We start from the raw sequence: 23,168 nt of genomic DNA on the forward strand, positions 1-23,168 counted from the left end.
AATAAAAAAATCAATATGTTACAAAAATACACAAAATTTTAAAGAACTCATAAACTTTAACACCCTATTTCATTTCTTAAAATCTATTTTTTAAAAATTTGATACAATGGCCAAAGATGTCAAAAAATTTAAGGAGAAAATATCTAATGTGGCAACAAATTTATGACCCAATGAATAATATTTGGTTAAGTGCTTTAATAGCATTTTTACCGATTCTTTGTTTTTTAGCTTGTCTGGTTTTTTTTAAACTTAAGGGTTTTCAAGCTGGATTTTTAACCGTTATTGCAGCATCTTTGGTGGCTTTATTTGCATATAAAATGCCTTGGAATTTAGTTGGAGCAAGTTTTATTCAAGGCTTTATTAATGGTATGTGGCCTATTGCTTGGATCATCATTGCAGCGATTTTTCTTTACAAACTTTCGATTAAATCAGGTTCTTTTGAAGTTATCAAAAAAAGCGTTATGAGTATCACTCCAGATCACAGAATGCAAGTGATTTTGATCGGTTTTTGTTTTGGATCATTTTTGGAAGGTGCGATAGGATTTGGTGGACCAATTGCTATTACCGCAGCTCTCTTGGTTGGACTTGGTTTTAAACCATTGCAAGCAGCCGGACTTTGTCTTATAGCCAATACTGCACCTGTAGCGTTTGGCGCTGTTGGAATTCCTGTTATTGCGATGTGTGATTTAGTTAAAATTGAAAGCCAATCTGTTTCAGCTATGATAGGTAGAATGCTTATTCCTCTTAGTTTTATTGTGCCTTTTTTTGTTGTATTTTTAATGAATGGTTTCAAAGGCGTTAAAGAAACTTTTCCTGCAGTTTTTGTTGCAGCAGCAAGCTTTACCCTTACTCAATATCTTAGTTCTAACTATTTAGGCGCAGAACTTCCGAGCATTATTTCCGCTGTTGCTTCTTTGGCAATTACAACTTTATTTTTAAAATTTTGGAAAATAAAAAATATTTACCGCGTTGATGGAGAAACTAATTTTCAAACCAATGATAATCTTAGTCTTTCTTCAGTATTGAAAGCTTGGGCTCCATTTATCTTGCTTATAGTTTGTATAATTTTTTGGACTCAACCTTGGTTTAAAAATCTTTTTGGAAAAGATGGAATTTTTGCCTTTACTAGCATCACTATTGCATTTAACAATATCACTCAAGGAATACTTAGTCCTTCTATCGTTGATGCAAGTGTTCTTAAGCCAGTTAGCTTAAATTTGGGCATAGATTTTATCAATGGAAAAACTGTAGCTCAAGCAGGAACTGCTATTTTGTTTGCAGCGTTTTTGACTATTTTTATTTTAAAAATCAAAGCAAGCGATGCCGCTGAGTGTTTTGGAGCAACCTTAAAAGAAATGGCTATTCCTTGTCTTACTATAGGTCTTGTAGTAGCTTTTGCTTTTATTTCTAAAAATAGCGGTATGAGTGCGACTTTGGGTCTTGCATTTGCACACACAGGCGATATATTCTCTTTCTTCTCTCCTGCTATAGGTTGGATAGGAGTATTCTTAACTGGATCTGATACAAGTGCTAATTTACTTTTTGGAACTTTACAACAAGCAACCGCTCAAAAACTTGGAGTTAATGAAGTTTTATTTTTAGCAGCAAACTCTGTAGGTGGAGTTGTTGGAAAAATGATCAGTCCTCAAAGTATAGCAGTTGCTTGTGCAGCCGTTGGACTAGTAGGAAGAGAATCTGAACTTTTCAAATTTACTCTTAAGTATTCTATAGCTTTTATTATTTTAGTGGGAATTTGGACTTGTTTTATCGCTTTCTTCTTACAAGGTATCATTCCTAGTGTTGTTTTGAAATAGTAATTATTGAAAGGTAAATTTAATGAAAAAAGTATATTTTTATGCAACTTGCTTAGGCACAGCAGCCATGCAAGATACAATTTTAAATGCTTTAAAACTTTTACGTTTGGAAGGAGTTGAAGTTATATTTAAGAAAAAACAAACTTGCTGCTCTCAACCTTCTTTTAATTCGGGTTATTTTAAAGAGAGTAAAGAGATTGCAATGTATAATGTAAATCTCTTTGATGAACCTTATCCTATTGTTGTGCCGAGTGGATCTTGTGCTGGAGTAATGGCTCATGATTACTTAGAGCTTTTTAAAAATGATCCCCAATTTGAAAAAGTAAAAAATTTCAGCGAAAGAGTGATAGAACTTTCTCAATATCTTGATGAAGTTTTAAATGTAAATTATGAAGACAAAGGCGATCCTGTAAAAATAACTTGGCATTCAAATTGTCACGCCTTAAGAGTTCAAAAAAGTATAGATGCAAATAAAAACTTAATCAAAAGACTTAAAAATGTTGAACTTGTACCTTTAACTTATGAAGAAGAATGCTGTGGATTTGGTGGGACTTTTTGTATAAAAGAGCCTGAAATTTCAAACGCTATGGCACAAAGCAAAATTAAAGATATCCAAAATACAGGAGTAAAATATTTAGTCAGTGCCGATGGAGGCTGTTTGCTTAATTTGGGAGGCACCATAAAAAAAATGGGGCTTGATATCAAACCTATCCATTTGTATGACTTTTTAATCAAACGCTTACAAGGAGAAAGACTATGAATGCTAAAATGCCTCATGAGCAAATCGTTCATATAAAACTAAACGATAAACAAATGCAAGAAAACCTTGTTAATGCTATGCATACTTTGCAAACCAATCGTTTTAAAGTGATTGATGCTAAATTTAATGATTGGCAGGGCTTAAGATCTAAAGCCAAACAAGCTAAAAATAATGCTTTAATGAGTTTAAAAGATCGCTTATTAGAATTTGAAAAAAATGCTACAGCTAATGGAATGATCGTGCATTGGGCAGATACAAAAGAGGATGCTTGTGAAATTATTTATCAACTCATGATAGAAAAAAATATCTCTAAAGTTCTAAAAGGCAAATCAATGGCCAGTGAAGAGATAGGCTTAAATCACTATTTAGAAAGCAAAGGAATGAAAGCCATTGAAACTGATTTAGGTGAACTTATTTTACAATTAAACGATGAAGCACCTGTGCATATCGTAGTTCCAGCCATCCATAGAAATCGTTATGAAATAGGAAAAATCTTTAAAGAAAAATTAAACTCTGAATTGGAAAGCGAACCAGAAAAACTTAATGCCATAGCAAGAAAACATTTAAGGGATGAATTTGAAGGTTTAAAATTGGGTTTAAGCGGAGTTAATTTTGCCATGTCTAAAGAAGGAGCTTTTTGGCTTATAGAAAATGAAGGTAATGGCAGGATGTGTACCACAGCTCCTGATATCCATATAGCACTTTGCGGTATAGAAAAAGTTATGGAAACTTTTGAAGATGCGGCTACAATGGTATCTTTGCTTACTCCTTCTGCTACAGGACAATTTATACCAACTTACAATAACATTATCGCAGGGCCAAGAAAAAATGGAGAATTAGACGGTCCTAAAGAAGTGCATGTGGTGTTATTTAACAACAACCGCACTAATATGCTTGCTAATGAAGATTATTACGAGGCTTTAAGGTGTATAAGATGTGGCGCTTGTATGAATTTTTGTCCTGTTTATGACCAAATAGGCGGACACACTTATCAAACAACCTATCCAGGGCCTATAGGAGAAGTTATTAGTCCAAATATTTTTGGTATAGATCATACGGGAGATATTTTAACTTTTTGCTCACTTTGCGGACGTTGTTCAGAGGTTTGTCCTGTTAAAATTCCTTTAGCTGATCTTATTAGAAAATTAAGACGCGATAAAGTAGGACAAGGAGATAATCCGCCTATAGGTGCGAATTTAGTTCATCACAATGCCATGGAAGCTTTTGCTTTTGCAAAATTTAAAAGCTTAGCTACTAGTGGAAATTTGTGGAGATTTTCTTTTTCAAAGGCTCATTATTTTAATTCTTTACTGCATAAATTTAAAGATTCTTTGCCAGTAATTAAAAATTGGAGTGCTTTTAAAGAATTACCAGAAATTAAAAAAGATCTATACAAAGAAGTAGAAAAACTTCAAGGAGTTATTTATGAATAAAATTGCAGAAATTTCCTCAAAAAGCAAAGCAAATATTTTAAAAAAGCTAGAAAATTACTATCATGAAACAGAATTTTCTCGCACTCCAAGCATTGATCCTGTAGAACATATTCGTACCACAGATGATATGCTTAGTGAATTAAAGCAAAAAATGAGTGATAATAGATATATCGTTGAAGAAAGCACTCAAGATAAACTTGAAGAAAAAATCAATGAAATTGCCTCAAGTTATGGCTATACAAAACTGATCTATCCACAAAATTTGAATTTGAATTTGGAAAAGATCAATGCTGAAGAAAAAGTTTGCTTTGATAAAAACATAGAAGATTTAAGATCTGAAGTTTTTCATAGCGACTTTTCTATTATCCATGCAAGAGTTGGAGTTAGCTCTCATGGTGTTGCTTTAGTGCTTTCATCAAAAGAACAACCTAGAATGCTTTCTTTGGCTCCAAAACTTTGTATTGTTTTGCTTAAAAAAGAAAATATAGTTAAAAGTCTTAGTGAAGCTTTGAATTTAACTAAAAAAGAGCATGAAAATTTACCAAGTAATATCTTATTTATCGCAGGACCTTCAAGAACAGCTGATATTGAACTTATCACTGTTTTTGGTGTTCATGGGCCACAACAAGCGCATATTATTTTATACTGATTTTTATTCTAGATAATTTTATCTAGAATAAAAAATTAAACTACAAAATTAAAAATTTATTCTCACTTTTATAAATTTCAATAATAGTATTTTAATCCTAAATTAAATAATTTTTTGATAAATTACAAAAAATAATTAAGATTATATTTATAAATTAATGTTTTAAGGAAAATTATTAATGTTAGTTTACATAAATAAATACGATAAATTAATTTATCATCAAGATATAAATGATGAAAATTGTTTCATTGTTTCTATAAAAAATATCAATAATTTTTTTCACTCAAGACTTGTTTATACGGATTTTAAATTTTTCATTGATAGCCATTTAACTTTAAATCAATTTATTGAAAATAGTTCAGATGATCGCGGTATATATTTTAAATACTTTTTTTCAGATCTCTTTCATTTTGACACAAAGCAAAATCAATTTAACTCGGACATCATTCACATCATGAAAGAAATTTTTGAACTCATTGCAAGTGAAGAAAATAAAACTATGCAAAATATTAAAATATTGTTTCGAAAAATTTAAATCTCTTCAATCTCACCTATTTAAGTATTTATAGATAATTTAATTTATCTATAATATTTTTATTTATTGAAATCATAAAATAATTTAATTTAATAATATCAATTATTTTTTATTATAATATCAATTATTTTTAATAATAAATATTTTATAAGGAAAATTTATGCTTAATCAAATTTATTATTATTATTTTAATTCTCATTATGAAAAATGTCTAGAAATAAGTGAAAAATATCTTGATAACATTGATGCTTTAACATATGCTACACTATGTTCTTTTAAGCTATCTATAAACGATAAAACTTTGTATTATGCTGAACAACTTTTTATAAAAAATCCAACCAGTTTCAACGGTCTTTTACTTGCAAAGGCTTATATATTAAATTCCAAATTTCAAGAAGCGCTTGATCTACTTCAAAAATTTGCAGCAAAAAATGATGCCTTACATGATGAAATCAATTTAGAATTAGCCTTACTCTTTCAAATGATAGGCAAATTAGAAGAAACAGAAAAAATCTTTCAAAATTTACTCAAAAAAGATCCTTATAATTTAAATTTATGGAAAAGTTATGCTGAAATCTACTTTAAAAAAGATTTCAATAAAGCCCTTAAAGCCCATGAGGAACTCTGTGCTTTTTGCATACAAACTAATGAAAAAATCAAGCAAGGATTATTAGTAGAAAAAACACATTCTAATACGTCAAATTTTCAAGATCGTTTGCAAAATAAAACAAAAGAAAATATAACAATCGCAAAAATTGAAGAATTTTTAAATACCCAAATTTTACCCCAAAAAGCATATTTACTTTTTAAACTTTTTAAAATAGAACAATCTTTAGCCTTGTTTCAATCCTTACAAGAATTTAATCAACATAGCGCTCAATTTTGGCAAAACTATGCCAAGGTTTTAGAATTTAGCTCCAATTATCAAAATGCTTATCATGCGTATCAAAAAGCTTTGAGTTTGCACTCGCATGCAACTTATAAATTTGATTTAGCCTATCTTTTAATGCGTATGGGCGTAGAGGATAATTTCGAAGAAGGAAAAAAATTTTATGAAAGCCGACTTTTTTATGCCCATAATGAAACTTTTTCAGCCTACCACTACAATAAAACAATGCAAGCTTTCAATAAAGACGGCATAGAAGCATTTAAAAATAAAGAAATTCTTGTGTTCTGTGAGCAAGGATATGGGGATACCATCATGTATTCTAGATGTTTAGAAAAAATTTGCCAAATCACTTCTAATGTACTTTTTGCGCCTCAAAGCGCCATGTATGAAATGTTTAAAAGTCAAATCAAAATTTTAAATCAATCCAAAAAGAGCTTTAAAAATTTAAAAGTATTAAAAAGTTTGCCAAAAAATTTTGATTATGCTATGCCAATTTGCTCTTTACCTTTTTTTATGGATATCAAATTAACAGAACTTTCCCAACTAAAAACCCCGATAAAAGCACATCATAGAGCACAAGATAAAATCAAAAAAATAGGAATTTTTTGGTTTACTCCAAATGCTATAGATTCTGAAACAACAAGGAATTTTGAATTAGAATTTTTACTTGATGCTTTAAAAGATACACCATATGAGCTTATTTCTTTCCAAATGCAAGGTGATTATAAATTGCCAGATAAAATAGAAAATAGAGCCACAAAAATAAAAAATTGGAATGATACTTTAAATAATTTAAGCAATATTGATTGCATGATCACTATAGATAGTGCTATAGCACATCTTAGTTTAGCCCTTGAAATTCCAACAATAGTTCTTTTAAAACCAAGATTTGATTGGCGTTGGGGAAAATTTGAACAACCAAAAAGCTTTTTTTGGCCAAAAGCAAAAATTTTAGTCGTTAAAGATGAGAAAAATGCCAAAGCAGAGCTTAATAAACTCATAAAAACCATTTAAGGAGTATATCATCGAAAAAGTTAAATATTTTATTTTAGATAAAGAGTATTACTCTTATCCTATATTAAGTCAAGAAATTATTTGTCCTTATTGCAATCAGTCCTTTTGCGTAGAATACGCTTCAAATTTAGAGCAAATGCAAAAAGAGTGTCCTTTTTGCAAAAACAAAATGAAAATTCATTTAAATAAACAATAATTATCTTGCGTCAAAAAAACTGCTTTTATAGATCAGTTGAGTAAAACTTTGACTTATTAAACTTGAAGTTTTATTCTCTAAACGATTAAATAATTTATCGATTTTATCCTCTTCTTTCCAAATAGGCATTTGAACTTTGCTAAGTTTTTCAAGCTCTTTTTTAGCATTTTCATAATTACTGACATCATCAATTAAACCGAGTTCCTTAGCTTTTTGTGCTAAAAATACCCTCGCATTAGCCCAAGTATTTTTTTGAGCTTTATCTAAATTTCTTTCCTTGGAAACAAAATTAACAAATAAATCATAACTTTGATTGATTAAATCTTGTAAATATTGCTTTTCCTTGCCACTCCAAGCTCTTGTAAAAGTCCCCGCACTTTTAAATTCCCCCGCTTGTATGGTTTGCTCTTTAATACCTAATTTATTAGCCAACTCACTAATATCAGCCCCTTGCATAATCACTCCAATCGATCCAATAAAACTTGCAGGATTAGCCAAAATTTTATTAGCTCCTACCCCTGCTAAATAACTCCCACTTGCCATAGTACCACTTGCATACACTACCACAGGTTTTTTAGCTCTTAAATCTTTTATAGCTAAAGCAAGTTCCATACTTGGAGCAAAAGCACCTCCTGGAGAATCAATCACAAAAAGAACCCCTTTAATTTGATCATCATTTTTAGCGTTGATGATTTTTTCTAACACAGAAGAGCTATCAAAAATTTCACCCTTTAAATCAATACGTTCTAAATTAGCAAAATGCGAATTTGAACCTTGACTCGAAGCAAAAATCCAAATCACAATTAATAATAAAACAAAAGTTTTAAAATAAGTATTGATAAATTTAATACCATTTCCTAGAGTTTTAAAAAACGATTTTATAAATTGCATTCTCTTCCTTTTATAAAAAATTTTTCCACTTCTTTAGCATTTAAAATAAATTGCAAAGGCGCTTGTTTTTTTTCACATTCTCCAAGATTAAAAACACTAAAATCCGCATTTTTTCCAATTTTTAACTCTCCTGCGTTTAAATTTAAAGCTTTTGAAGGATATAACGTTGCCATTTGCAAAAGTTTAGAAGCTAATTTTAGTAAATCTTCCCCTTGATGAATTAATAAATTCGCACGCATTTCATCAAGTAAGGATAAAGAGATGTTAGAACTAAGTCCATCGGTTCCAAGATGAACATTTAAACCACTCTTTAAAGCTTTTTTTAAATCAAATCTTTTTTGGCTTAAAAGACGATTTGAAAAAGCACAATGAGTTATAGAATGATAAGTTTTATCCAGCCATTCATATTCTTTTAAATAAACACAGTGTGTAAAAAGAGTTTTTACATTTTCAAAAAGCTTTACATAATCTTTTGGCGCATAAAATGGCTTAGGATTAGCTATAAAATTTTCCAACCATTTTTTAAATCCGCCTTGTGCTTTTCTTAGCCAATTATTTTCAGCCCTACTTTCTAAAAAATGAGTGCTTACTAACAAATCATATTTTCTTGCTAAATCAAGCGCAAAATGAGCAAGTTTTGGATGAGTGGAATAAGCAGAATGTACAGAAATTGCAGGAATAAAAAATTCGCTTTTATGTTTTAAAGAATTTTCAAATCTTTTTAAAAATTCAACTTTTTTTTCTTCAATTTGATCTTCATTTGTGCCTAAAATTTCATTAAAATAAACAACGCGTATGCCCTTTTCGCTTGCTTTTAAACAAGCATTAAAATCACTCCCAAAGCTTGAAATTTCACCTATAGTTCCCACTCCGCTTTTTTGCATTTTTCTTATATTTTCAAAAATCAATTCTTCTTTAGCCTTAGCGCTTAAAAAAGAGCGTGATTTAATCACACTTTTAAGCCATGTCAAAAACTCTCCAAAATGCAAAGTTGTAGAATTAGCACTAAATTCTAAGTGCGTATGAGGATTAATAAAAGCAGGAAGAATAATGGAATTTTGATCCGTTTTTATCCATTGGGCCTTAGGATATTTTTTTAACAAATGCTCAAGTTCTCCAAATTCTAAGATTTTATCCTCAAAAACAAAGGCTTGATTTTCTAAAATAGTAAAATTTTCATCACATAAAAAAAGATATTTTGCACCAATAATATACACGGATTTTTCCTTAAATAAAATCATGATTGTAGCAAAAATTTATTTTAAAATGTTATAATAGAAAGTTAAAAATAATTTTTAAGGTGAATTTTATGAAAATAATGGTCATTCAAGGTCCAAATATCAACATGCTAGGAATAAGAGAGATCAATATTTATGGCGCAATGAAAATGGATGATATCCACGAACAAATGAAAATTGCAGCATCTCAAAATAATGTTGAACTTGACTTTTTTCAAAGTAATTTTGAAGGAGAAATTGTAGATAAAATTCAAGAGTGTTTGGGCACCAAAGATGGGATTATTATCAATGCTGGAGCTTACACTCACACTTCTGTAGCGATTCGCGATGCCATAGCAGCAGTAGCTTTGCCAACTGTAGAAGTTCATATTTCTAACACTTATCGCAGAGAAGAATTTCGTCAAAAAAGTTTAATCGCTCCAGTTTGCTCTGGATCGATTATAGGTTTTGGTCCTTTTGGATATCATTTGGCCCTTATGGGTGTGATCCAAATTTGTGATCAAATTAACAATTTACGCAGTATGCAAGCACAAGCACAGGTTCAAAATTAAACCATAATGCTAAAAATAAAAGGGGCAAGACGACTAGAAAAAAGTCGTTTTTTTCCTTATTTTAGCCGAGATAAAAAGGAGTTTAAGTATTTTGCTATTTTGGGCTTAGGGAGTAATATAGAGCCTGAAAAAAAACGTTTTGATGCCTTATTTAGAAAATTCATGGATGATAAAAGAATAAAAGTTTTAGAAACTTCACCTTATCTCATCAATGAAGCTTTTGGATTTAAAGCACAAAAAGATTTTACCAATGCTATTATGCTAGTGCAAACAAATTTACACGCAAGAGCTTTTTTGAAAGTTTTACTTTTTTACGAGTTGAAATTCAAACGCAAAAGAACTTTCAAAAACGCTCCTAGAACGCTTGATTTGGATCTTTTGTATTTTTCTAGAAAAGTCAAGTGTGATGCGTGGTGTAAGGTGCCTCATCCAGGGGCTAAAGAAAGAATAAGCGTAATTTTACCTTTGGGCTTGATAAAAGGATTATAAATGGGACAACTTATCCATACCTTTACCGTTGAAGATACAGAGCAAATCATACCTAAAGTCAAAGAAGACTATGGCGATAAGGCACTCATCATCACCAATAAACAAATTCGCCCAAAAACTCTTAATCGTGGTGCGCTCTATGAAGTGATGGTTGCTATCGAAGAGGCTGATTATCATGAACATCTTAAAAAAATGGGAAAAAGCTTACCACCTAAAAAACCTGTTCAAAAAAATATTCCAAATCCTAATATCGTAGAAAAACCAAAGACTAAAACCACAAATGTAAGTGAAGATGAAGATGTTATTCTTGATTTTTCAAACGCAAAAGCCAGTTTAAATTTAGGCGCTTCTAGGGTTGAAAATAAAAATTATCAAGACTTTCCACCTAGCAAGATAAATCCTAACGCGTCAATGGATTTTAGTGATTTTAAGGAACGCTTGAGTGAGGTTAGCAGTGAAATTTCTAAAGTAACTAATACGCCTTTAGAAGATTACACACCTCAACCAAATTATAATAAAAAAATAGAACATGTTGAAAAACAGATCAATAAACTCAATGATAAAATTGATCTTTTAGCTGATATGATGTGGGATGAAAAAGCTGAAGCACGTAACAATCTCATCATTCCTCCAGAATTTGCAACCATTTATAAACAAGCCAAAGAAAGCGGAATGCTTGAAAAACATTTAGAAGCCATCATGAAAGCAACCATTGAAAATATGCCAGCTTCCATGAAAACTAATAAAGAAGCAGTGCAAAGATATTTTTATTCTCTTTTGAGAAATATTTTACCTTGTCGCGTTGAAAGCGATATTAAAAAGCAAAAAATTATGATGCTGGTTGGTCCAACAGGAGTAGGAAAAACCACTACTTTAGCAAAACTAGCTTTTAGATACGCTTATGGCGATAAACGTTATAAAACGGGTATTATCACGCTTGATACTTACAGAATTGGTGCAGTAGAACAGCTTTTTCAATACGCTAAAATGATGAAACTTCCTATCATCGATAGTATAGAGCCAAAGGATCTTGATGAAGCGATTAAAAGCTTAAATAATTGTGAAATTATCTTAGTTGATACCATAGGAAATTCACAATACGATCAAACCAAACTTGCCAAAACAAAAGAATTTTTAATGCATTCTAATGCTGAAATTGATGTTAATTTAGTGATTTCGGCAAATACAAAACATGAAGACTTGATGGAAATTTACAAAAACTTCTCATTTTTAAATATAGACACTCTTATTATCACCAAATTTGATGAAACCAAAGTGTTTGGAAATATATTTTCTCTTATTTATGAAACTAATATACCTCTTAGCTTTTTTTCAACCGGACAAGAAGTTCCAGATGATATAGAAGTAGCAAACAGTGACTTTTTAGTTCGTTGCATCCTAGAAGGTTTTAACAAAGGAAAAAACAATGAATAATCAAGCCAATAAACTTCGTACTTTAATGAATCAAAATGGCAGCAAAAAATCACAAAACACTCATTTTATTGCTATTACAAGTGGCAAAGGTGGCGTGGGTAAAAGTACCATTAGTGCAAATTTAGCCAATGTTTTAGCAAAGAATGGCTATAAGGTAGGATTATTTGATGCTGATATTGGCTTAGCAAATTTGGATGTGATTTTAAATGTTCGCATTCATAAAAATCTTTTGCATGTTTTACGTGGAGAATGTTCTTTAGAAGATATACTTATCGAAGTAAAGCCTAATTTATGGCTTATACCGGGTGAAAGCGGGGATGAAATTTTAAAATATAATGATAAAAATATTTATGAAAGATTTTTAAATCAAGCAAGCATCTTAGATGAACTTGATTTTCTCATTATAGATACAGGAGCAGGAATTGGCGGCAATACCTTAAATTTTCTAGAAATGGCCGATGAAGTTATTGTCGTAACCGTTCCTGATCCTGCTGCAATCACAGATGCTTATGCCACCATTAAAACCACTTCAAAAACCAAAGAAAATTTACTCATGTTATTTAACGTGGTAAAAAATGAAAAAGAAGCCTTAAAAGTTTTTGAAAATATTAAAAAAGTCGCAGATGCCAATATTAAAAATCCTCTTAATCTAGAATTTTTAGGACACCTAAGCTCTTCAAAAGATGTTAGCTCAAGCATAAAAAAACGCACCCTATTTACAGATGAAAATACCAACGCGAGTGATGAGTTAAAATCTCTAGCTTCTAAGCTTTTATATAGATTGGAACGAAAAATGCTTGATAATGTTTCAAGTCGAAGTTTTTCAAATTTCTTTAGAAAAATTATCGAAAGATTTTAAATTAAAGAAGAGATAATGAGACCAGAAAATTATGTAGCGTTTTTTACAGTTTGCGGATTTTTCATAGGACTATCTTTTAGTGTTGCTAGCATCGATGGTCCTTTTGATATTTTAGTTTTTACTTGTTTGATTACTTTTATGTTTTATGTTTGCATTCATATTGCTATTATTTTTTTTATTGATATTAAAAAAATTAGTGGAAGAATTTTTAATAAAAATGAATATGAAAGAACAAGCAATAATATCATCAATGATCTTGTAATTCGCGAAAAGAAAATGGATACAATTTTAGAAAAGCTCAATAAAGAAAGAGAAGAACTCAAAAAAAATGAATCGAAAGAAAGACGTAAGCATGCAAAAAAAGCCGCCTAAAGCTTATATTCAAACGATAAAAAATGAACAGGATCAATTAGTTTTATCCTACATGCCAGCGCTTCGTGCAATGGCATTTCGTTTGAAAGAACGCTTACCTTCTAGCATTGATGTTAATGATCTTATTAGCGTCGGAGTGGAAGAAATGATTAAACTTTCTCGTCGCTACGATAAAGAGCAAAATGATAGCTTTTGGGGTTTTGCTAGAAAAAGAGTTAATGGTTCTATGCTTGATTTTTTACGCTCTTTAGATGTTATGAGTCGCAATAACCGAAAAATTATCAAAGATATCGATAATTTAATTGATGAGTATTTTAGAGAAAATGAAGAAGAACCCGATGATGAATATTTGGCAAAAAAACTTGATTTAGATATAGAAAAAATTAAAGAAGTGCGTACAGCACATGCTATCAGCTATACTTTACCCATAGATGAACAAATGGAACTTTATAATGAAGATGATACTTTAGAAAAACTAGAAAAAGAAGAATTTTTAGAAAAAATTCATGAAATTTTAGAAGATTTAAAAGAACGTGATCAACTCATCATTCAGCTTTATTATTATGAAGAATTAAGTCTTAAAGAAATCAGTGAAATTTTAGATATTAGCGAAAGTCGAATTTCTCAAATTCATAAAAAACTTCTTAAAAAACTTAGAGAAAGGCTTATTTAATGGCAGAAATACTCTCTCAAGAAGAAATTGATGCTTTACTTGAAGTCGTTGATGATACAGAAGCACCCTCAGCTTCAAATTCTAAAGAAGACAAAGAAGAAAGAAGTATTGTTGTATATGATTTTAAACGTCCTAATAGGGTTTCGAAAGAACAATTAAGAACAATAAAAAGCATACATGATAAACTTGCGAGAAATTTAGCTTCTCAAATTTCATCCATGATGAGAAGTATTGTTGAAACAAAACTTCACTCTGTAGATCAAATGACTTATGGGGAATTTTTAATGTCCTTGCCAAGTCCTACAAGTTTTAACGTATTCTCCATTAAACCCTTAGATGGAAACTGTGTATTAGAAATCAATCCAAGTATTGCTTTTCCAATGATTGATAGACTTTTAGGAGGTCAAGGTGATAGTTATGAAGCTTCACGAGAGCTTACAGATATAGAACTTAATTTGCTTGATTCTATTTTGCGTATTATCATGCAAAGACTTAAAGAAAGTTGGGCGGGAGTTACTGAAATTTACCCAAGTGTTGAAGCAAAAGAATCAAGTCCAAATGTTGTTCAAATCGTATCGCAAAATGAAATTGTAATCATGGTTGTTATGGAAATTATCATAGGAAATTCAAGCGGTATGGTTAATATTTGCTATCCCGTTGTGCATTTAGAAAGTATTTTAAGTCGTTTAGCAAATCGTGATATCATGATGGGTGAAACTTCAGCAAAAAAATCAAGAAATAAAGAGCTTAAAACCTTAATTGGACGTGCTGAAGTTGTTTATGAAGCTATTTTAGGTAAAACTTTAATCAGTGTTAATGAATTCCTAGAATTAAAACAAGGAGATATCTTAAAACTCGATAGAGAAGCTGATGATAAAGCTATAGTTAGTATTGATAAAAAAGATGTATTTTTAGCACAAATTGGTTTACACCGTTTTAGGAAATCGATTAAAATTGTTGAACTTGTTCGCACTGATAAAGATGAAATTAAAGAAATTCTAGAAAAATACGAAGAAGAACGTAAAGCAAAAGCTAACGCTTATGATGAGTCTGAAGATATGGAGGATGAAGAAATATGATCAATGATTTTTTGAAATTATTTACCAATGAATGTATAAGCACTATAGAAGGATTAACAGGAAAAAGCGCAGAATTTAGCGAATATAAAGAGTTTGACGTTTCATCTCAAGACACACTCAAACCCCCTTTGGTTTTTGCTATTTTTAAAGTAAACGATAATGCAAAAATAGGAATTTTAGCCGGTTCTGTTCTTATGAGTGCCATCGGAGAATGGATGATGGGTGAAGAAGAAATTTCAAAAAATGATCAATTGGGTCCTGATGAAATGGATGCTGCTAAAGAAGCCATACAAAATATCATCTCGGCTTTTTCAACCACCTTAGGCGCCCAAAAAGAAATCCCAAATATGGATTTTAGTATTTCTTCTTGTGATTTTGTATCTGATAGTGTTGATTTTAAAGACTTTGTGAAACTTTATTTTTTCGATGTGAAAATAGAAAATCTAGAAGAGCAAATTTCTTTAGTTGTGGATCAAAATTTACACAATATTTTAAGCGGGAAAACTGAAGAGGCAAATTCTCAAAATACCACTCAAACTGGCGATGAAAAACACTTTAATATTAGCGAAGAACTTAAAAATATAAATTTAATTATGGATGTTCGTTTGCCAGTTCGCGTTCGCATAGGCAATAAAAAAATGCTTTTAAAAGATGTTTTAACGATGGATATTGGTTCTGTTGTAGAGCTTAATCAACTCGCTAATGATCCGCTTGAAATTTTAATTGGAGAAAAAAGAGTCGCTTATGGGGAAGTAGTGATTGTGGATGGAAATTTTGGAGTGCAAATTACAGAAATAGGCTCCAAAAAAGAAAGATTAGAGCAATTAAGATAAATTTTATAATTTATCTTAATTTTATAAATTTCAAATACTCTAATAAATTTCTTAAAGCATCTAAGAATTTAATTTATTTCATTTAATGTTAATCTTTTCCAATATTTGACTTTTTTGTTACTTTTTACAAATTTACCATCAATAAAATAGTAAATATATATATCATCTTTTGAGCCTTTATAAATCAGAGGAAATTCAGTTTTATCAAAGTAAAATCCAGCGCCTTCATCACCACCTAGACTATAAATATCTAAATAAATATACGTTTTATCATAGGGATAAATTTGAAAAGTTAATGGAATTCTTTCTTTTCCGCATTGATAATAACTTTCTACACTAAAAGAACTCCATAAAATTTCAAAATCTTCATCACTGACACCTAAATATTTTTTAACCTTATCAATAAAAGTTTTAAATTCATCGTGATACGCATATACATTTAATGTTTTATTAAAATATTTACAGCCATTGGAGAGTATTGTGGGATATTTTTCATCAATTAAATAAGGGTGTGTTTTATCATATTTTCTAGAAAATTCTTCCATTTCGGAGCTTACTATATGACTTTCTTTAATTTTTTTTATATCTTTTTCAGTATAAATTGTTCTTAAAAATTTTTCTTTTTCATCATCTTCTTGTTTAAAATAATTTTCACGATACTCTTCTCTTTCTTTTTCCCTTTTCAACATCTCATCTAAAAGTTGTTTGTTAAAAACATAAACACCTTCGTATTTCTCACCCAGTTTAAACCTTTGATCTTCCTTTGTCCAATCTATCCTAGGAACAGCACAAGCATTCATAAAAATCAAAACAAACAATGCAAGAATACCAGCAATACAAGTTTTCATCATATCCCTTTTTTTGGTTTTTAATTTAATTTTGCCAAAATATTTATAAATATTAATAAATTTTTTATTTTAATAAATAAAGAACTTATTATCAATTTTTAGTTAGAATGAATTTTATTTTTAAAGGTTATCAAATGGATAAAAAAATAAGCCAAGATTTAGAAAAATTTGCTAATATACCAGACCTTAAAAAAACCGTAACTTTTTTTGGATCTGCAAGATTAGAGAAAGATGATTTTTACTGCCAACAAGCAAAAATTCTTGCAAAAAAATGCGTTGAAAATGATTTTTGCGTGATCAGTGGCGGTGGCGGTGGCATTATGCGAGCAGCCAATGAGGGTGCTTTTAATGCCAATGCAAATTCTATAAAATCTATAGGTTTTAATATACTTTTGCCCCATGAGCAAAGATTAAATGATTTTATAGAATACAGTATTACTTTTGAGAGCTTAGCCATACGCAAAATGGCTCTTATTGAAAAGAGTCTCGCTTTTGTGATTTTCCCAGGCGGCTTTGGAACACTTGATGAACTTTGCGAAGTTCTTGTACTCAAGCAACTTGAATTCAAAAAAAATGTTCCTATTTTTCTGTTTGGGAGTGAATTTTGGCGAGGCTTTGATGAGTTTGTCAGAAATTCTTTACTCAAACAAGGAGTGATTTCACAAGGAGATGAGTTAAAGTATAAAATCACTGACGACTTAGATTTGATAATTAACACTTTAAAGGAACTTTAATGAAAATTCTAGTCGCAATGAGCGGGGGAGTTGATAGCACAGTCACAGCTTACAAATTAAAAAATGCAGGGCATGAAGTCATAGGTTGTTATATGAAACTTCATGGTAAGCCTAATTACCACGAAGAAAATATCAAAAAAGTAGAGAAAGTAGCCAATTTTTTACAAATTCCTTATCATATTTTAGATTTGCAAGAGGATTTTAAAGATAAGGTTTATATGCCTTTTATCAATACTTACAAAGAAGGCAAAACTCCAAATCCTTGCGCTTTATGCAATCGTTTTATTAAACTTGGAAAACTTCTTGAATTTGCAAAAAGTTTAGATTGTGAAAAATTAGCCACAGGACATTACGCAAGACTTGAAAATGGTCTTATCCGCACAGCAGTTGATGAAAGCAAGGATCAAAGTTATTTTTTAGCAAGTGCTGATAAAGAAGCTTTAAAATATCTTATCTTCCCTCTAGGAGAAATGAAAAAAGAAGATGTTAAGGCTTTTGCTTCTTCGATTGAAGTTTTAAAATCTTTTGCCACACAAAAAGAAAGTTCTGAAATTTGCTTTGTGGAAAACACTTATGTTCAAGTTTTAGATCAGTTTATGGATACAAAAATTCCAGGCGAAGTGCTAGACAGTAGTGGAAAAGTTGTAGGCAAACATGAAGGCTATATGCACTACACCATAGGAAAAAGACGAGGTTTTGAAGTCAAAGGAGCGCATGAGCCTCATTTTGTTTTAAAAATCAATCCTCAAAAAAATCAAATTGTCGTGGGTAAAAAAGAAGAATTAAAAATCGATAAATTTGAATTAAAAAATATCAATTTATTTATAGAAGCAAAAAATCTAAATTGTGAGGTAAAAATTCGCTATAGATCCAAATCCACGCCTTGTGAAGTTAAAATTTTTGAAGACAATAGCGCAAAAATCACACTCAAAGAAAGCGTTTATGGTATAGCAAGCGGACAAATGGCTGTATTTTATGATGGGGATAAAGTTATTGCTAGTGGTTTTATAGAATAGCTTTAAAACCCTTTCTCAGATGGCTGCGGCACACACTATAATCAAGTGCTCTGCTGTGTTCCCACCCTGAAGCGGTGCTTAAAAATAGCATTGCACAGGTCTAAGAAAAGGCGGATGTTATTTTAACATAATACTCTTAAAAAGCCTTGATATTTGAAAAATTTCTCATTTTTATCATTAATAGAAACATTTTTATCTTAGTTAAAAAATTTTTATTAAAATCATAAAAAAAATTAATTTGATAATTTCAATTATATTTTATTATAATTACAATTATTTTTAATTATAATTTTAATTATTTTTAAAAATAAGTCCTTTTTAGAAAATAATTTGAAGCTAAACTAGACTCCTTTTTAGAAAATCGATCTTTCACTCTTTTAGCTACTGATTATTTTAATTTCCAATTCAATTTTAATCGCAATATTGCTAATAAAGCAGTATTGCTTTTATGCTGAAATAGTTTTCTTGATATTTAAAAGTATTAATTACTATTTTTAAATATATTTGTGGGTTAGCGTTGGGTGGGTTTTTCCTTTTTGTAAAAATCATTTCAAAATAAACGGATTGTAAAAATTACTAACAATCCGTTTTTACAAGGTGGTTAATAAAATAAAATTATTTTTAAACCTTAAAATTGCTTAATAAAATTGAGCATTTACTTAGTTTGGAGTAAATACTATGATAAAATGGGATAAAAATTTCAGTATTAAAAATCTGCAATTAGACAAACAACATGAACTTATTTTTGACATTGCTGATATTGCAGACAATTTAGCAAAAAAAATACAAAGTGATGATATAGATAAACCCGAAGAACTTAAAGAAGAATTGAAAAAAGTTTTACTTAAATTATTTCAATATGCTAAAGTCCATTTCAAGGAAGAAGAAAAATTTATGGAAAACATAGACTTTCCTTTAATAGATGAACATAAATACTCTCATCGAGTCTTATTAGAACGAGCTAAAGATCTTTTAAAATATTCCAATGATATTTTAAAACTCTCTGAAGAACTTTCAATACTTACAAAAGATTGGGTTTTTGAGCATTTTGCTAATGAAGACTTATGGTTATCTAATTTTACAAGTAAAGCTATACATTTAAAAGAAATTAATTATACTTTAGAACATTATATTAAATTAAAATCAATCAAACTAGATCTAAGTAAAGAAGAAAATCATGATTATATCTGTAACTGCCCTTTGCGTATCCATAAAGTTCCAGAAACTATCCATCAAGAACTTGTCAGCAAAGAAAGCATATTAAGGTGCGAAACCTGCGAACAAATTTTAATCCATTTAGATAAATTTGATCCTAAAGAGAATTTTGAAATTTTAAATCAAAAATTTGAAAGTATTAAGGAGCAATTAAATTATGAATAAAACTTTGCAAACCTTAGACCCTTTTGAAAGTCTTAAATTTGAACAAGAAAATTCTCAAGAAATGCTTGATTTCTCAATCATTGATTATAAACTTATATGCTCTAATAAAAAACCAGCAAAACGTAAAATTTATGAAAAACAAGATTTAGATTTATTTAATTCTGATGATTTTTTTGTAAAAAATTATGATACTATGATACAACAATTCATCATAGAAATCCATCCTAAAAAACCACAAAATAATTTTGCTGTGCTTCTAAAAAGCGATGCGGCTTTAACACACGTTAAAGTACATATTAAATGTAGGGAAAATTTTTCTTATTATGCTGATTTAAAAAAAGATATTTTACAAAGCATTTATAAAACAATGGCAAAACAAAGAATTTTAATCATAAGGCTTGAAAAAAATTTCTTTAAAATGCTCGATGATTTCATAAAAGATCATGAAAATGGAAATGGTGCCCAAGAATTAGAATGCTCTCTTGCAAAAGGAGTTGATAAAATAGACAATCAAAGCGATAAAATTATTATTCATCGTCAAGAAATCAATGATAATTCCTCATCACAAAATTATGATGATGGAAAATTTTGCAAACCTATCAAAAAAGATGAATTGTTATTTGAATATATTTTTAGAATTAATGGTAAAGAAGGTAGAAATTTAAGAGGAGCAATCATTGGCTTAAATCCTGTTAAATTTCATGGCAATCCTTTTAATCTTAAAGACGAAAGTATTTATACACAAGAATTAGAAGATAGAATAAGATATTTTAGCAATTATTATGGCTTTTTAAATAAAGATCGTATAGGCTATAGCATCACAAATGACATCAAAATAAAACAAGTAGGACTAAAAACTACAGGTTCTATTAAAACAGATACTCAAGAAGATATAAAACTAGAAATTTACAACCATGATGTAAGCGATGATGCAATTAAATCGGGTATTGTTAATGTTAAAGCATCTAATATTAAAGTCAATGGAAATATTGGAGCAACTGAAATTCATGCAAAAAATTTAACTGTCAAAGGGCTTACACACAAAAAAAGTTTAATCTATGCGCAAAATTCTTCTATTTTTATTCATAAAGGATATATAAAAGCAGAAAATGTATATATTAAAAATTTAGGAAATGGCACAGTAGAGGCAAAAAATGTTTATATAGAAAATTGCGTAGGAGGCACGATTAAGGCTGAAAATATCTATATTTGCAATCTACTAACCGATAACATTTTATATCCTGATAAAAAGTTAGTGATATCAGATTGTATAAAAACCAAAAATACTATTATTTGTGATTTTAAAAACAATAACTTAGAGTGTGAAAATTTAAAAAATTTAGGCATAAAAGTACAAAATACTCTTGCCATAATCACTGCGAAGACAAAAAATCTTTATAATCATTTAATCAATAATCAAGTTAGAGCCATACAAGCAAAAAAAGAAAAAAATCCTTTACCTGCACAAACCAACTTTATAAATTTGTATGATTCAAAGATCAATGATTATAATCATTTAGTAAGCTTATACGCCAAATTCATTAAGATCAAATTTCAAATTGATACAAAAATAAACTCTTTAGAACAAACACAACAAGCAGCTAATATTTATATCGATGCACAAGAAATTGGCAATGATAATTTATTGCTATTTGAAGCCGAGACAAAAAAAGAAGAGATCAGATACACTTTATCTTCAAATGATTCTCAAAAAAATTTCTATATAGAGAAAAAAGGAGATAAACAAGAATTAAGATCAAGCCATTATAACGAAATTGAAATAGAAGATTTAAAATCCAATTATGAAGAATTAAAAAAGGTAAATTCTTTTTAATTTACCTTTTCATACTGATAGCTTTTTGTATCATTTGATCACTGGTTGTGATACTTTTAGAACTTGCATCAAAAGCTTTTTGTGTTACTATAAGATTAGACAATTCAACGCTTAAATCAACATTGGATTGCTCTAAATATCCCCCTTTAAATTTAGCAGTATTTACCACTTGTCCATTTTTCAAGATAAAGCTTGGATCTCCACTATTAGCAGTTGCTGCGAAGATATTATCCCCCATAGCTGCTAAACCTTGCTCATTGATGAAATTATAAAGTGCAAGTTTTCCCACAACAGCATTTTTTCCATTGCTAAATTGCGCGACTACGCTACCATCATCTGTGACTTGATATTGCTGAAAAAAGCCTTCTGCTAAGCCATCTTGCTGAGTAATGATATTTTTTTCCTTGCCTTGCTGCACATAAACTCCACTATATCCTGATCCTGGTTTGCTTGGATCATAAGGCGAACCTAAATCTATATTGATATTTCCACCATTAGGATTTGCAATGCTGGTGATATTATTTTGCAATAAAGCTCCATTTTTATCAAATACCATACTTCCTTCAGTTGGATTGCCAACAGCCTTGCCATTAGAATCATAAATTTGAGCCGTTGCTTTATAAGTGATATTATCACCTTCTTGAGGTAAAACTCTTTCCAAAGTCACTCTAAGAACGCTTTTGCTTCCATCAGCATTATAAATTGGTGCTTCTAAGATATCTTTATTTGCTTTTTCTTGTTCAGTTGAAACTTGCACAGAGCTTAATTTTATACTATTAGGATCTAAACCCTTTAAATCTAATTCATTGCTTTTAAAGCTTAAATTATCATCCAAAGTCGCCTCAAAGCTTGTTTTAACCCCTTGGCTATCAACAAAATTTAAAAGGACTCTATCCCCTGCTTTAGCACTGAAAACATCTTCTTTGCTTATACTACCACTGACTACATATTTACCATCTTCTGTTTTAGTAAGATTAAATTTACTAGGATCAACATCAACTTTTACAACTTCTTTGCTTGTATTTGTGCTTAAATTGCCACTCCATTTTACGTTTTTGGTTGGTTCTGGATTTAAATACATATTAGTTGGAACTTGTATAGGTTTTTGAGTCGTAGTCGTGCCTATACCAAAAGCATTATTTGAATTGACTGTAAAGCCACTATTAACCGGACTTCCAGTATTTAAATAATCCCCCATCAATCCTGCTACCCTATCGCTATAAGTGATTCCACCAAAAGCAGGATTCATTGTTCCTAAAACAAAGTTTCCATAAGAATCCACTAAATATCCGTTTGCATCTCTTCTAAAAGTTCCATTTCTTGTATAATAAGCGTTTCCATCAGCACCTAAAACACCAAAGAAACCTTTTCCCTGTAAAGCAACATCAAATTCACCGCCTGTAGCGACAACAGAACCTTGCTCAAATCTTACTTGAGAAGACGCCGCACCGCCACCATAACCACCTTGTGCTGGATTAGTTGATTGACTTGTTATAGTCGTATAAAATATATCTTTAAATTGCGCATCGGAGTGTTTAAATCCAGTTGTATTCACATTTGCTATATTATTAGCAGTAACATCTATGCCAAAACTATTGTTTTTTACTCCAGAAATTCCGTTATAAAATGCGTTCATCATGGCTTAAA

The 23,168-nt window shown here is 30.1% G+C and carries 22 protein-coding genes and 1 other RNA gene; 18 read left to right on the top strand and 5 right to left on the bottom strand.

Annotated features, from left to right (window positions below):
- Window positions 1–146 precede the first annotated feature (146 nt).
- From CQA75_RS00775 to CQA75_RS00800, 6 genes are all read left to right on the top strand, one after another.
- The gene (locus CQA75_RS00775) at window positions 147–1,814 is read left to right on the top strand and encodes an L-lactate permease (RefSeq protein WP_137623150.1); all 1,668 of its coding nucleotides are present in this window, start codon (window positions 147–149) and stop codon (window positions 1,812–1,814) included.
- A 22-nt stretch (window positions 1,815–1,836) separates the two neighbouring features.
- Window positions 1,837–2,574, top strand: a complete 738-nt coding sequence (locus CQA75_RS00780; protein ID WP_137623151.1) for a (Fe-S)-binding protein — start codon at window positions 1,837–1,839, stop codon at window positions 2,572–2,574.
- On the top strand, window positions 2,571–4,007 hold the full coding sequence (locus tag CQA75_RS00785) for a LutB/LldF family L-lactate oxidation iron-sulfur protein (protein ID WP_137623152.1): 1,437 nt from the start codon (window positions 2,571–2,573) through the stop codon (window positions 4,005–4,007). The genes CQA75_RS00780 and CQA75_RS00785 overlap by 4 nt, the downstream gene beginning before the upstream one ends.
- On the top strand, window positions 4,000–4,656 hold the full coding sequence (locus CQA75_RS00790) for a LutC/YkgG family protein (RefSeq protein WP_137623153.1): 657 nt from the start codon (window positions 4,000–4,002) through the stop codon (window positions 4,654–4,656). The genes CQA75_RS00785 and CQA75_RS00790 overlap by 8 nt, the downstream gene beginning before the upstream one ends.
- Window positions 4,657–4,834: 178 nt before the next feature.
- Window positions 4,835–5,191 (top strand): hypothetical protein, encoded by a 357-nt coding sequence (locus CQA75_RS00795; RefSeq protein ID WP_137623154.1) that lies wholly within the window; start codon window positions 4,835–4,837, stop codon window positions 5,189–5,191.
- Window positions 5,192–5,351: 160 nt separating this feature from the next.
- Complete coding sequence (locus tag CQA75_RS00800; protein WP_137623155.1) at window positions 5,352–7,094, top strand: tetratricopeptide repeat-containing glycosyltransferase family protein; 1,743 nt, start codon at window positions 5,352–5,354, stop codon at window positions 7,092–7,094.
- Window positions 7,095–7,290: 196 nt separating this feature from the next.
- Here the strand turns inward: CQA75_RS00800 and sppA are convergent, their stop codons facing one another.
- Together sppA and mqnF are read right to left on the bottom strand one after the other, a co-directional pair.
- Entirely contained in the window at window positions 7,291–8,181 is an 891-nt protein-coding gene (gene sppA, locus CQA75_RS00810; protein WP_137623156.1) for a signal peptide peptidase SppA, read from the bottom strand.
- Complete coding sequence (gene mqnF, locus CQA75_RS00815) at window positions 8,169–9,422, bottom strand: aminofutalosine deaminase family hydrolase (RefSeq protein WP_407920014.1); 1,254 nt, start codon at window positions 9,420–9,422, stop codon at window positions 8,169–8,171. Before mqnF ends, sppA begins: the two co-directional genes overlap by 13 nt.
- 68 nt (window positions 9,423–9,490) lie before the next feature.
- Between mqnF and aroQ the strand changes: the two genes are divergently transcribed.
- Genes aroQ through fliY form a run of 8 tightly spaced genes read left to right on the top strand, consistent with a single transcriptional unit; the run spans window position 9,491 to window position 15,709 of the window.
- Window positions 9,491–9,970 (top strand): type II 3-dehydroquinate dehydratase, encoded by a 480-nt coding sequence (gene aroQ, locus CQA75_RS00820; protein WP_137623158.1) that lies wholly within the window; start codon window positions 9,491–9,493, stop codon window positions 9,968–9,970.
- A gap of 6 nt (window positions 9,971–9,976) precedes the next feature.
- On the top strand, window positions 9,977–10,459 hold the full coding sequence (gene folK, locus CQA75_RS00825) for a 2-amino-4-hydroxy-6-hydroxymethyldihydropteridine diphosphokinase (protein WP_137623159.1): 483 nt from the start codon (window positions 9,977–9,979) through the stop codon (window positions 10,457–10,459).
- Complete coding sequence (gene flhF, locus CQA75_RS00830; protein ID WP_137623160.1) at window positions 10,460–11,893, top strand: flagellar biosynthesis protein FlhF; 1,434 nt, start codon at window positions 10,460–10,462, stop codon at window positions 11,891–11,893.
- Window positions 11,886–12,752 (top strand): flagella biosynthesis ATPase FlhG, encoded by an 867-nt coding sequence (gene flhG, locus CQA75_RS00835; RefSeq protein WP_137623161.1) that lies wholly within the window; start codon window positions 11,886–11,888, stop codon window positions 12,750–12,752. Before flhF ends, flhG begins: the two co-directional genes overlap by 8 nt.
- Before the next feature lie 15 nt (window positions 12,753–12,767).
- A complete protein-coding gene (locus tag CQA75_RS00840) occupies window positions 12,768–13,124 on the top strand; it encodes a hypothetical protein (RefSeq protein WP_137623162.1) in 357 nt (118 codons plus the stop codon).
- On the top strand, window positions 13,105–13,797 hold the full coding sequence (locus tag CQA75_RS00845; RefSeq protein ID WP_171000059.1) for an RNA polymerase sigma factor FliA: 693 nt from the start codon (window positions 13,105–13,107) through the stop codon (window positions 13,795–13,797). The genes CQA75_RS00840 and CQA75_RS00845 overlap by 20 nt, the downstream gene beginning before the upstream one ends.
- Window positions 13,797–14,876 carry a flagellar motor switch protein FliM gene (gene fliM / locus CQA75_RS00850; protein WP_137623164.1) on the top strand — a complete coding sequence of 360 codons (1,080 nt, stop codon included), beginning with the start codon at window positions 13,797–13,799 and terminating at the stop codon, window positions 14,874–14,876. Before CQA75_RS00845 ends, fliM begins: the two co-directional genes overlap by 1 nt.
- Window positions 14,873–15,709, top strand: coding sequence for a flagellar motor switch protein FliY (gene fliY / locus CQA75_RS00855; RefSeq protein WP_137623165.1), 837 nt, complete (start codon window positions 14,873–14,875; stop codon window positions 15,707–15,709). The genes fliM and fliY overlap by 4 nt, the downstream gene beginning before the upstream one ends.
- Window positions 15,710–15,777: 68 nt before the next feature.
- Here fliY and CQA75_RS00860 read toward each other — a convergent pair whose 3' ends face one another.
- Window positions 15,778–16,557 carry a hypothetical protein gene (locus CQA75_RS00860; RefSeq protein ID WP_137623166.1) on the bottom strand — a complete coding sequence of 260 codons (780 nt, stop codon included), beginning with the start codon at window positions 16,555–16,557 and terminating at the stop codon, window positions 15,778–15,780.
- A gap of 134 nt (window positions 16,558–16,691) precedes the next feature.
- Between CQA75_RS00860 and CQA75_RS00865 the strand changes: the two genes are divergently transcribed.
- Both CQA75_RS00865 and mnmA read left to right on the top strand, forming a co-directional pair.
- Entirely contained in the window at window positions 16,692–17,291 is a 600-nt protein-coding gene (locus tag CQA75_RS00865) for an LOG family protein (protein ID WP_137623167.1), read from the top strand.
- Window positions 17,291–18,307: a tRNA 2-thiouridine(34) synthase MnmA gene (gene mnmA, locus CQA75_RS00870; protein WP_137623168.1), complete on the top strand. Its 1,017-nt coding sequence runs from the start codon at window positions 17,291–17,293 to the stop codon at window positions 18,305–18,307. Before CQA75_RS00865 ends, mnmA begins: the two co-directional genes overlap by 1 nt.
- 9 nt (window positions 18,308–18,316) lie before the next feature.
- Here mnmA and ffs read toward each other — a convergent pair.
- An RNA gene (ffs, locus tag CQA75_RS00875) (signal recognition particle sRNA small type) lies at window positions 18,317–18,414 on the bottom strand.
- 571 nt (window positions 18,415–18,985) lie between these two features.
- On the opposite strand from ffs, the gene CQA75_RS00880 reads away from it, so the two are divergent.
- Window positions 18,986–19,687, top strand: coding sequence for a hemerythrin domain-containing protein (locus CQA75_RS00880; RefSeq protein WP_137623169.1), 702 nt, complete (start codon window positions 18,986–18,988; stop codon window positions 19,685–19,687).
- Entirely contained in the window at window positions 19,680–21,521 is a 1,842-nt protein-coding gene (locus CQA75_RS00885; RefSeq protein WP_137623170.1) for a flagellar assembly protein A, read from the top strand. Before CQA75_RS00880 ends, CQA75_RS00885 begins: the two co-directional genes overlap by 8 nt.
- A 1-nt stretch (window position 21,522) precedes the next feature.
- On the opposite strand, the gene CQA75_RS00890 is transcribed toward CQA75_RS00885, so the two are convergent.
- On the bottom strand, window positions 21,523–23,160 hold the full coding sequence (locus CQA75_RS00890) for a flagellar hook protein FlgE (RefSeq protein WP_137623171.1): 1,638 nt from the start codon (window positions 23,158–23,160) through the stop codon (window positions 21,523–21,525).
- Between the last annotated feature and the right edge of the window lie 8 nt (window positions 23,161–23,168).

The sequence above is a fragment of the Campylobacter taeniopygiae genome (assembly GCF_005406225.1).
GTDB lineage: Bacteria > Campylobacterota > Campylobacteria > Campylobacterales > Campylobacteraceae > Campylobacter_D > Campylobacter_D taeniopygiae.

Excerpts from the sequence above, each read along its gene's own strand:
- CQA75_RS00860 (WP_137623166.1), bottom strand. The coding sequence starts at position 16,557 with ATGAAAACTTGTATTGCTGGTATTCTTGCATTGTTTGTTTTGATTTTT.
- flhF (WP_137623160.1), top strand. The coding sequence starts at position 10,460 with ATGGGACAACTTATCCATACCTTTACCGTTGAAGATACAGAGCAAATC.
- sppA (WP_137623156.1), bottom strand. The coding sequence starts at position 8,181 with ATGCAATTTATAAAATCGTTTTTTAAAACTCTAGGAAATGGTATTAAA.
- CQA75_RS00885 (WP_137623170.1), top strand. The coding sequence starts at position 19,680 with ATGAATAAAACTTTGCAAACCTTAGACCCTTTTGAAAGTCTTAAATTT.
- CQA75_RS00775 (WP_137623150.1), top strand. The coding sequence starts at position 147 with ATGTGGCAACAAATTTATGACCCAATGAATAATATTTGGTTAAGTGCT.
- CQA75_RS00880 (WP_137623169.1), top strand. The coding sequence starts at position 18,986 with ATGATAAAATGGGATAAAAATTTCAGTATTAAAAATCTGCAATTAGAC.
- mnmA (WP_137623168.1), top strand. The coding sequence starts at position 17,291 with ATGAAAATTCTAGTCGCAATGAGCGGGGGAGTTGATAGCACAGTCACA.
- mqnF (WP_407920014.1), bottom strand. The coding sequence starts at position 9,422 with ATGATTTTATTTAAGGAAAAATCCGTGTATATTATTGGTGCAAAATAT.
- CQA75_RS00840 (WP_137623162.1), top strand. The coding sequence starts at position 12,768 with ATGAGACCAGAAAATTATGTAGCGTTTTTTACAGTTTGCGGATTTTTC.
- CQA75_RS00795 (WP_137623154.1), top strand. The coding sequence starts at position 4,835 with ATGTTAGTTTACATAAATAAATACGATAAATTAATTTATCATCAAGAT.
- CQA75_RS00790 (WP_137623153.1), top strand. The coding sequence starts at position 4,000 with ATGAATAAAATTGCAGAAATTTCCTCAAAAAGCAAAGCAAATATTTTA.
- CQA75_RS00780 (WP_137623151.1), top strand. The coding sequence starts at position 1,837 with ATGAAAAAAGTATATTTTTATGCAACTTGCTTAGGCACAGCAGCCATG.
- fliY (WP_137623165.1), top strand. The coding sequence starts at position 14,873 with ATGATCAATGATTTTTTGAAATTATTTACCAATGAATGTATAAGCACT.
- fliM (WP_137623164.1), top strand. The coding sequence starts at position 13,797 with ATGGCAGAAATACTCTCTCAAGAAGAAATTGATGCTTTACTTGAAGTC.
- aroQ (WP_137623158.1), top strand. The coding sequence starts at position 9,491 with ATGAAAATAATGGTCATTCAAGGTCCAAATATCAACATGCTAGGAATA.
- CQA75_RS00785 (WP_137623152.1), top strand. The coding sequence starts at position 2,571 with ATGAATGCTAAAATGCCTCATGAGCAAATCGTTCATATAAAACTAAAC.
- CQA75_RS00800 (WP_137623155.1), top strand. The coding sequence starts at position 5,352 with ATGCTTAATCAAATTTATTATTATTATTTTAATTCTCATTATGAAAAA.
- folK (WP_137623159.1), top strand. The coding sequence starts at position 9,977 with ATGCTAAAAATAAAAGGGGCAAGACGACTAGAAAAAAGTCGTTTTTTT.
- flhG (WP_137623161.1), top strand. The coding sequence starts at position 11,886 with ATGAATAATCAAGCCAATAAACTTCGTACTTTAATGAATCAAAATGGC.
- CQA75_RS00890 (WP_137623171.1), bottom strand. The coding sequence starts at position 23,160 with ATGATGAACGCATTTTATAACGGAATTTCTGGAGTAAAAAACAATAGT.
- CQA75_RS00845 (WP_171000059.1), top strand. The coding sequence starts at position 13,105 with ATGCAAAAAAAGCCGCCTAAAGCTTATATTCAAACGATAAAAAATGAA.
- CQA75_RS00865 (WP_137623167.1), top strand. The coding sequence starts at position 16,692 with ATGGATAAAAAAATAAGCCAAGATTTAGAAAAATTTGCTAATATACCA.